The sequence below is a fragment of the Microbulbifer agarilyticus S89 genome (assembly GCF_000220505.1).
GTDB lineage: Bacteria > Pseudomonadota > Gammaproteobacteria > Pseudomonadales > Cellvibrionaceae > Microbulbifer > Microbulbifer agarilyticus_B.
Window position 1 is genome coordinate 97,698 of the sequence record NZ_AFPJ01000012.1, and the last position, 7,797, is coordinate 105,494.

The following is a 7,797-nucleotide window of genomic DNA, read 5'->3' on the forward strand; positions in this document are numbered from 1 at the left end:
TTCACGCGATTTAGAAAGGCTGTATTGGGTTAGTTGTGAGACTGTTCCAACGCGTAGAAGGTTGCCTGTACGTAATCGCTGCCGTTACCGGTATTGTTCTGGTTGTACACACCGGCTTTGAAGTATTGGTACTGATCGGCAACGTCATAGCCGCTGTTGCTCATATCCACCACCTGTACCACATCCGCTTTGCCTTCGCGAGACACGGTGACCGTGAGGGTGTTACCGACGACCTTCACTTCGTAACTCCACTTCTCGCCCAGCGCGATACCGTCGGCCGGATCGGAAGCGCTACTGGAGCGACTGCCAATCATGTCGTACCAGCTATCGCTGCCGCCGTTCGGCTCGTGCGCGATGTATACCGAGCCTTTGCTGTTACCCGGCAGTTTGCGGTAGTAAAGACGCAGGGGCTCGTCATTGTTGGCATGGATCTGGCCTACGATTACCCGGCCAACCTGGCCGCTGTCGCCAGTGGTGGTGACATGGTCAACAGAAAGCGTCGCACGCAGTACGCCGTCAACACCGCCAGCTGCCGCACGCGCCCCTGCAGGGGCTGAACCAAATACCCAGTTGTTGGCGTTCACACCCTGGGTGGCGATGCTGGTGTCGCCACGGCGCAACATCTCACGCAGTTCGGTACGGGTATACGATGTATTGCTCGACGTTTTGTAGCCGTCCACCGGGCAGCGGAACACCATGCCGCCATCGGCCGCGGTATAGAAATAGGTTCCGTCGGCGTAGCCCGCATTCAGGTCGTTTTCCTTGATGGAATCCGCTTTGCCGTCGCCGTTGTTGTCGGTGGGCACACTCAGGTACCAGGCACTCAAGTCAAAGTTGCTGGATGGGGGCAGGTTCGGGTCCAGGCCACCGCCGGAACCGGAGCCGCCGCCGGAGCTGCCACCGGAACTGCTGGAGCTTGAGGAGCTTGAGCTGGATGAGCCGCCACCGGAACTGCTGCTGGAGCTACTGCCACCGGCACATCCGATCACATCCATCTCCAGAATACTGTTCCAGCTATTGGAAGTATTACCGCTACCGGTGACGCGAACGTAGCGTGCGCTGGAGTCGGTTACATCGTAGTTTTCCAGATCCGTGCTATTGCCGCTCGATTGGCCACCGGACAGGACTAGGGTCCAGTTACTGTTGTCGGTCGAGGTTTCGACTTCGAAGAAGCTCGTGCGCTGATTGCCCTTGTACCAAGCAATATCGATTTCCTTCACGGTCTGTTCAGTGCCGAGATCAAGGGTTATCCACTTGATGCCCTTTGAGGACCAACGTGTGGCAAGACTGCCATCAATCACATTGGTTGGGCCATTGCCATCGTTGCTGCCATCGTCGATGGCGGCAGCCACAGAAAGATTGCTGCCGGAGATACAGCTGTCACCGCCGGAGCTCGAAGAGCTACTGGATGAACTTGAAGAGCTGGACCCTGAACCGAGGTTTTCCAGAGCAAAGTCATCGAGGCGGCCCTCTGCACCGTTATAGGTACCGAAAACGGTGATACTGCTGGCGCTACCGGAATTGAACTCCACGGATACCGGCTGCCAGTCGGAATTACTCGCGCTGGTATCGAAAGTGCTACCACTTACTTGCGCACCCACAGTTCCGGCCCCGCGTACATAGGCGGTCAATCGATAGTTGGTATTGGCGCTGACAGCTACATCCTGCTCGACGCGGCCGCCACTGCCGGAGATTTTTGCTGACTTGCTACCACTGTTGGCAACACTGGAAATCGCGGAAGGATCGATGTCGGTCCAGCTGTCGAAATTGCTTTCAAAGCCGGGGTTAAGAATCGATGCGTTAGCGCTGGCAATACATGTCGACAGCACGGCAGCATAACTGAGTTTCATCGCTAGAGATGTTGGTTTCATGTGACCCTCATTATATTTTTCTAGGGTTTTGAATGTGCAGCGTACACACGACCGCTGCGTGGTTTACCGCATTTTCTAGCCACGGCAATACCACCGGCTTACCCGGTCCTCTCTGGTTTGCAGGGATACAACGAAAAAAGCGATAAATTCGTCAGAGAAAGCCGCCGGCGGTGGCAAACCATCGGCGGCTTTTCATTGCTTGGTCCGCAATGCTCTTACTGCGTGCAGCAATTTAGAATTTTGCGCGCACGCCCAGTACGTAACGGCGGTCGGTTTCCATGATCTGGAAAGCGGTACCGTTTGAACCGGTGTTGATGGTGGGCTCTGCGGTCAGGTTAGTGATGTTGGCGATAACGGTGATGTCTTCGCTCACATCGTAGCTGGCAGAGAGGTCCAGTTGCGAAAGGTCTTCGCGGTAGTTGTTACCCAGGGTTGGGTCGTCAGAACCTGCGCCCAGTACGAGTTCGCCCAATGGCAATACACGCTTGGTTTGCGCCTGATCGAGGAAGCGATCACGGTAGGTATACGCAAGACGAATCCCGAGGCCTTCATACTCATAGTAGAACTGCGTATTGAAGGTGTTCTTGGAAATATCCTCCAGCGGAGTACCGTTCGGATCTTCACTATCCGCATAGGTGTAGTTGGCACTCATACCCAGGCCAGACCAGCGGCCGGGCAGGAAGTCGAAGGCTTGCTGGTAACCCAGTTCCAAGCCTTGAATCTTACCGTTTTCACCGTTGGTGATGAAGTCGGTGAGGATACCCATGTCAGCAATAGGGGTGTTCTCATTGGCGTACTGAATGCCGTCCGCCTGCCACAGACAGATCTTGTCGAAATCAGAGGTGTTGGTCAGTGTGCTGACAACTTCTGGCTGGTTTTCGCACTCGAAAGTCTGGGTCAGGAAAGATTCAACATCCTTATAGAACAGGGTGGCGGACACCATGTTGCTATCCCAGTAGTGCTCAGCGGCAATGTCATACTGGGTTGCACGGTAGGGCTCTAGCTCGGGGTTGCCGCGGCTGGCCGCGATGTACGCGTCGCGGTAATTGTAGGCTGGGCTCAGTTCGTTAAAGTCTGCGCGGCGCATTACCTTGGCGGCGGCGAAGCGCAGCTGGGTATCGTCGGTCAGGCTCCAGGTTACGTTTAGGCTAGGCAGGAAGTCGTCGTAGCTCGCGCCATCGGAAACAATCGAGCCCTCTTGGTAGGCACTGGAGCTGATGTCGGTTGACACGTAGCGTCCACCAACGATCGCACGCACATCACCGAAGTCGAGGTTTGCCTGAATGTAAGCCGCGGATGTTTCTTCGTTTACTTCGGAATAGCTGCCTTCCTGGTACTCGAGGTTATCCGCAAGGCTACCGCTGATTTCCATATTGGTACCAGCCAGCAGCTGTTGCACGATGTCAAAAGTCGCCTGCTGATTCTGCAGCAGGCCAACATCGTACGCGGTCACCTTTGCCAGGTCGTAGGCGCCGCTGCGACCCGTGTGCTCGAACGCATCGCCACTGAAATCGTAGTTTTTGATGGCATCCGGGAATTGGGCGGCGATATCTTCCATCCAGATAATGTCTGGGTTGCCGTCGCCATCTTCCAGGTTCTTAAAGATATTGGTGATGCGGAACTGGTAGCGATTCTGTTCGAAATCGCGCGAAGTCACACGTACACCACTCTTAACCGACGATACCCAATCCAGGCCAAACGGCTCGGCGTACTCCACGTCGAACTTAAACGCGCTTTCCTCGTTGTTGATGTAGGTGCGGGTATCTTCGTAGCGGCGGAACGCCTGATTTTGCTGATCGGTAAATACGTAGCCGTCGGCAAAGTCGATGGTTGGTGCACTGCTATTGCTGTTCTCGAAGGTCACCGGAATTAGCCACTTGTTTTCGCCGTCGGCACCTTGCCCTTCCAGTTCGCGATCAATACCGCGGAAGCGGAATTCGGAGAAGGGGGTGTAGCTGTCGGCTTCGGCATAGGAAAACTCGCCGCTCACGGTTAGCTTGTCGGTGAAATCCCATTCGCCACCGAACGCATGGCTGAATGAGTCGCTGTTGCGGAAGCTGGAGCCGGCGGTTTGCAATGGCTGAACTGCGTCGTACATAAAGTTTTGCAGCTGACCGTTTGCATCTTCGTAGGTTTCACCAGGAATTACGGTTGGGGTGTCGAGGATATGCAGTAGCGAGAAGGTCTCCTGGCTGCCCGCGCGTTCAACCGAGTTCAGGTCCAAATAGAATTGGCCCTGTTCAGAGGCGGGTGCCCACTGGAAAGAAAGGTTGATTGCGGTGCGCTCGCGCTCCTCACGACGCGGGTTGAAGGTGTGCTCGCGCCCGTATACATAGTTGCCGCTCGGGGTATTTTGCGCAGGCGCCAGGCCTTCTACTTCCCCTACCTGCAACTGCAAGAGGGATTCGTCGCGGCGCAGCTCACGATCCTGATAAGACAGAGACGCAATAGCGCCGAAGGTGCCGGCGTCGCCCAGATCCCAGGTGTTGCCTACCCCGGAGCTCATGATCGGAGCCAGGTTGTCTGCTTTATCGGCGTATTCACCCTGTACCGATACTGCGGCGAGAGGGCCGTCCAAGTCCAGTGGGCGCGCCATTTTCAGGCTGATGGTGCCGCCCAGTGCGCCCTCGGTCATTTCCGGGGTCGGCGACTTGATGACTTCCACTTTTTCCAGGAAGGCGGCGGGGAAATCCTGAAAATCGATTCCGCTTCGGCTGTCGCCGAGTACGGAACGTCCATTCACTTCTACGCGGTTCTGGGTAAGGCCGCGGATCGAAACCTCAGAGCCCACACCAAAGTCGCGGTTAATGGAGACACCAGTAACGCGTTGCAGAGCTTCTGCAATGTTGTTGTCGGGGAGTTTACCAATGTCTTCTGCCACTACGGCATCGACTACGCGTGCATCGTCGCGTTTGGCATCGGCGGCGGCTTCCATACTGTGACGGATGCCGGTTGCTACAACCTCTTCCATCACAGTGGAGTCATCCGACTGGGCAAACGTCATTGGGGCAAATGCCATGGCGGAGGCGGAGAGCATCAGCACGCTGAGGTCCCGCACAGCGCTCTGCTTATCAAACTTCTTATAGTTATCCATCTAACAGTTTCCTCTCATTGTAAGAACGATTTTATTTTTATTAGTTCGCAGCAGGCGGAGTTAAACCAATTCATAAAAACCTGTCAATTACATTGGTTTTTATATTGGTCATACAGGTTTTGGCAGATTTAACTTAAATATATGTTTTATATATAGTTTTTTGTTTTTCTGGGGGGAGAAGAAAAGCGCCATTTATTTTTCGCTTTGTGATGCACTTCTGTAAAGCAGAAAGAGGTCAAACCAATCTGGTTGATAGATGTGTCGAGTACATGATCCCAAGATTCGTATTCGAAAAATCTGCAGACATAAAAAAAGCGGCTAGAAAGCCGCTTTTTGGGAACAGAAACCGCAAGATATTTATGCCGGCTCCGTCTCTTTAACAGGCATTGTTGGCATCGCACTTTGTGGGATGATGGCGCCGCGATGCTGAATCACTGTGCTGGCAAGTTTGTGCCCGCAGCGGGCGGCCTCTTCGGCACTGCTACCGCCGAGACGGCTGGCAAGGTAGCCCGCATTAAAAGAATCGCCCGCGGCAGTAGTATCGACTGGCGTGACCTTATTTGCGGGAACCAACTTCGGATCGCGATTTGGTTGAACGATTAGGCAGCCCTCGGCGCCCAACTTCAGTACAACTTCATCGACCCCATATTCCTGGAAGCGCGCCAGGGCGGTATCGGTGTCGCTATCGGCGAACAACAGCTGCTCGTCTTCAAACGTAGGCAGGGCGAGATCCGTTAACTGCAGTATCTGTTCATAGGCCTTGCGCGTGAGCGTCTCACTGCCCCACAGGCGCGGCCGGTAATTGCCGTCAAAAATGACCTGACCACCGTCCTGGCGGAATTCCGCGAGAAACTCGAACAGGCATTCGCGGCCATATGGGGAAAGAATCGCGAGGGAAATACCGGAGAGGTATACCGCATCGAAACCCTTTAGCTCCGCAAAGAGTTGTTTAGCAGCCTGTGGATTATCGAGGAGGCGCTTGGCCGGTGCGCGATCTCGCCAATAGTGGAAAGTGCGCTCACCGCTGGCGTCGGTCTCGATCAGGTAAAGTCCGGGCGTACCGTTCGCCTCACGCCTTACCAGTTCGCAACCGATCCCTTCTGCCTGCCACTGACGGACCATCCAATCACTCAGATGATCGTCACCGAGCGCTGTCACATATTCGACGTTGCCGCCGAGCCTGGACATATACAAGGCTGTATTTAGCGTATCGCCACCAAAAGCGAGCCCCGCGCGTAGGCGCGACTCACTGTGATGGCTGCGACAATCGTCGCCGAGGTTCATTTCGAGCATACACTCGCCGATGACCGCTATGCGCTTGTGCATGGTATTCCGCCTGTTTACCCCAATACGCTAATGCATCGTTCTTCCCCCTTAGGAGAAGAACAGACCACCATTGATGTCGATGTTGGTACCGGTGATGAAAGAAGCTTCGTCAGACGCCAGGTAGGCAACTGCGTCAGCCACTTCCGGTGCCTTACCTTCACGCTTCAGCGGAGTGGCGTTGGCAACGTTGGTACGTACCGCATCTTTGGTGAAGACGTCGTGGAAAGTCGTACTGATCATGCCCGGGCACAGAGAGTTGACGCGGATGTTCTGCGGACCCAGCTCTTTTGCCATGGCACGGGTGAAGGTCATTACCGCACCTTTGGAAGTAGCGTAGGCCGAAGCACCGGGGCCGCCGCCGTCACGGCCAGCCTGAGACGCCAGGTTCACGATCGCACCACCGTCCATGTGCGGAACAACCGCTTTGGTCAGCAGGAAGGTGCTATTCAGGTTCAGGGCCATCACTTTGTTGAAAAAGTCTTCGTCCATCTCACCCAGGGTTTTGCGCTCAACCAGGCCACCGGCAACGTTTACCAGTATGTCGATGTTGGAGCCGTAAGCTTCTTGCGCTGCAGCTACTACTGCGTCGACATCAGCCTGCTTGGTCATGTCGCCCTGCGCGATGATGGCTTCCCCACCGGCGGCCTTGATTTCGGCCAGGGTTTCTTCTGCAGTCTGGCTGTTGCTGAAGTAGTTCACCACTACTTTCGCGCCTTCTGCCGCCAGCTTCAAAGATACCGCCTTGCCAATGTCTCGTGCCCCACCGCTGACGATGGCTACTTTGCCTTGAAGTTTCATAGTTACTCCTAACTGTAATTTTTTTCGTCCGAATAGTTTTCGAAGAGTGATCAACGTTTTTCAGTTCGCTGCTTCAGCGAATTGCTTCTTTTCCTGCTTGCTGCGTACCGGCCCGATACGCCCCCCAACAAACAGGACAGAAATCAACATCAGCGGTACCAAAGATGCACCGAGAATGAAGAAGGGTGGATAGTAGGTGCCATCGTTGGTGATGATCGGAACCATCTGGATGGCGGTGATTACACTGATAACACCGACCGCGCCGCTGATACCGGCGAGGCTGGCTACGCTCTTGCCAGAGAAATAGTCGCTCGGCAAAGTCTGGATGTTGTTGATCGCTGCCTGGAAGCCAAACAGGATCACGGTGATGAGCGCGAGTGCTGCCGCGGGTGTTGCCGCAACGGTAGTTGCCAGCAATGCAGGTAGCATGCAGCAGCCACCGACAACGACAGCGAACTTACGCGACTTGTTCACGGTCCAGCCACTGCTGATGAGCTTGCCAGAGAGCCAGCCGCCAAAGATTGCACCAGCCGCGGCACCACAGTAGGGAATCCACGCCGAAGCACCGATCGCCTTTACGTCAAAACCAAACTTGTCATTCAGGTACAGCGGCAGCCAGGCGACGAACAGCCACCAGATCGGCTCAATAAAGAAACGTGCGGAGATAACGCTCCAGCTCTGACGATGAGACAGCAGCTCGCGCAGTGT

The 7,797-nt window shown here is 55.0% G+C and carries 5 protein-coding genes; all 5 read right to left on the reverse strand.

Translation table 11 applies throughout. The features are described 5' to 3' along the window. Positions 1-29: 29 nt before the first annotated feature. Positions 30-1,871 carry a polysaccharide lyase family 7 protein gene (locus AS89_RS0104365; RefSeq protein WP_237709626.1) on the reverse strand — a complete coding sequence of 614 codons (1,842 nt, stop codon included), beginning with the start codon at positions 1,869-1,871 and terminating at the stop codon, positions 30-32. A 232-nt stretch (positions 1,872-2,103) separates the two neighbouring features. Then, positions 2,104-4,965 carry a TonB-dependent receptor gene (locus AS89_RS0104370; RefSeq protein ID WP_010131149.1) on the reverse strand — a complete coding sequence of 954 codons (2,862 nt, stop codon included), beginning with the start codon at positions 4,963-4,965 and terminating at the stop codon, positions 2,104-2,106. 357 nt (positions 4,966-5,322) lie between these two features. Continuing rightward, the gene (locus AS89_RS0104375; RefSeq protein ID WP_010131150.1) at positions 5,323-6,291 is read right to left on the reverse strand and encodes a sugar kinase; all 969 of its coding nucleotides are present in this window, start codon (positions 6,289-6,291) and stop codon (positions 5,323-5,325) included. 48 nt (positions 6,292-6,339) lie between these two features. Continuing rightward, entirely contained in the window at positions 6,340-7,089 is a 750-nt protein-coding gene (locus AS89_RS0104380) for an SDR family NAD(P)-dependent oxidoreductase (RefSeq protein WP_010131152.1), read from the reverse strand. 60 nt (positions 7,090-7,149) lie between these two features. Further along, positions 7,150-7,797, reverse strand: a 648-nt coding sequence (locus tag AS89_RS16885) for an MFS transporter (protein ID WP_010131153.1), incomplete at its 5' end; no start/stop codon positions are given.

Bases quoted from the DNA above. Each gene is read 5' to 3' on its own strand.
- AS89_RS0104365 (WP_237709626.1), bottom strand. From the start codon at position 1,871: ATGAAACCAACATCTCTAGCGATGAAACTCAGTTATGCTGCCGTGCTG.
- AS89_RS0104370 (WP_010131149.1), bottom strand. From the start codon at position 4,965: ATGGATAACTATAAGAAGTTTGATAAGCAGAGCGCTGTGCGGGACCTC.
- AS89_RS0104375 (WP_010131150.1), bottom strand. From the start codon at position 6,291: ATGCACAAGCGCATAGCGGTCATCGGCGAGTGTATGCTCGAAATGAAC.
- AS89_RS0104380 (WP_010131152.1), bottom strand. From the start codon at position 7,089: ATGAAACTTCAAGGCAAAGTAGCCATCGTCAGCGGTGGGGCACGAGAC.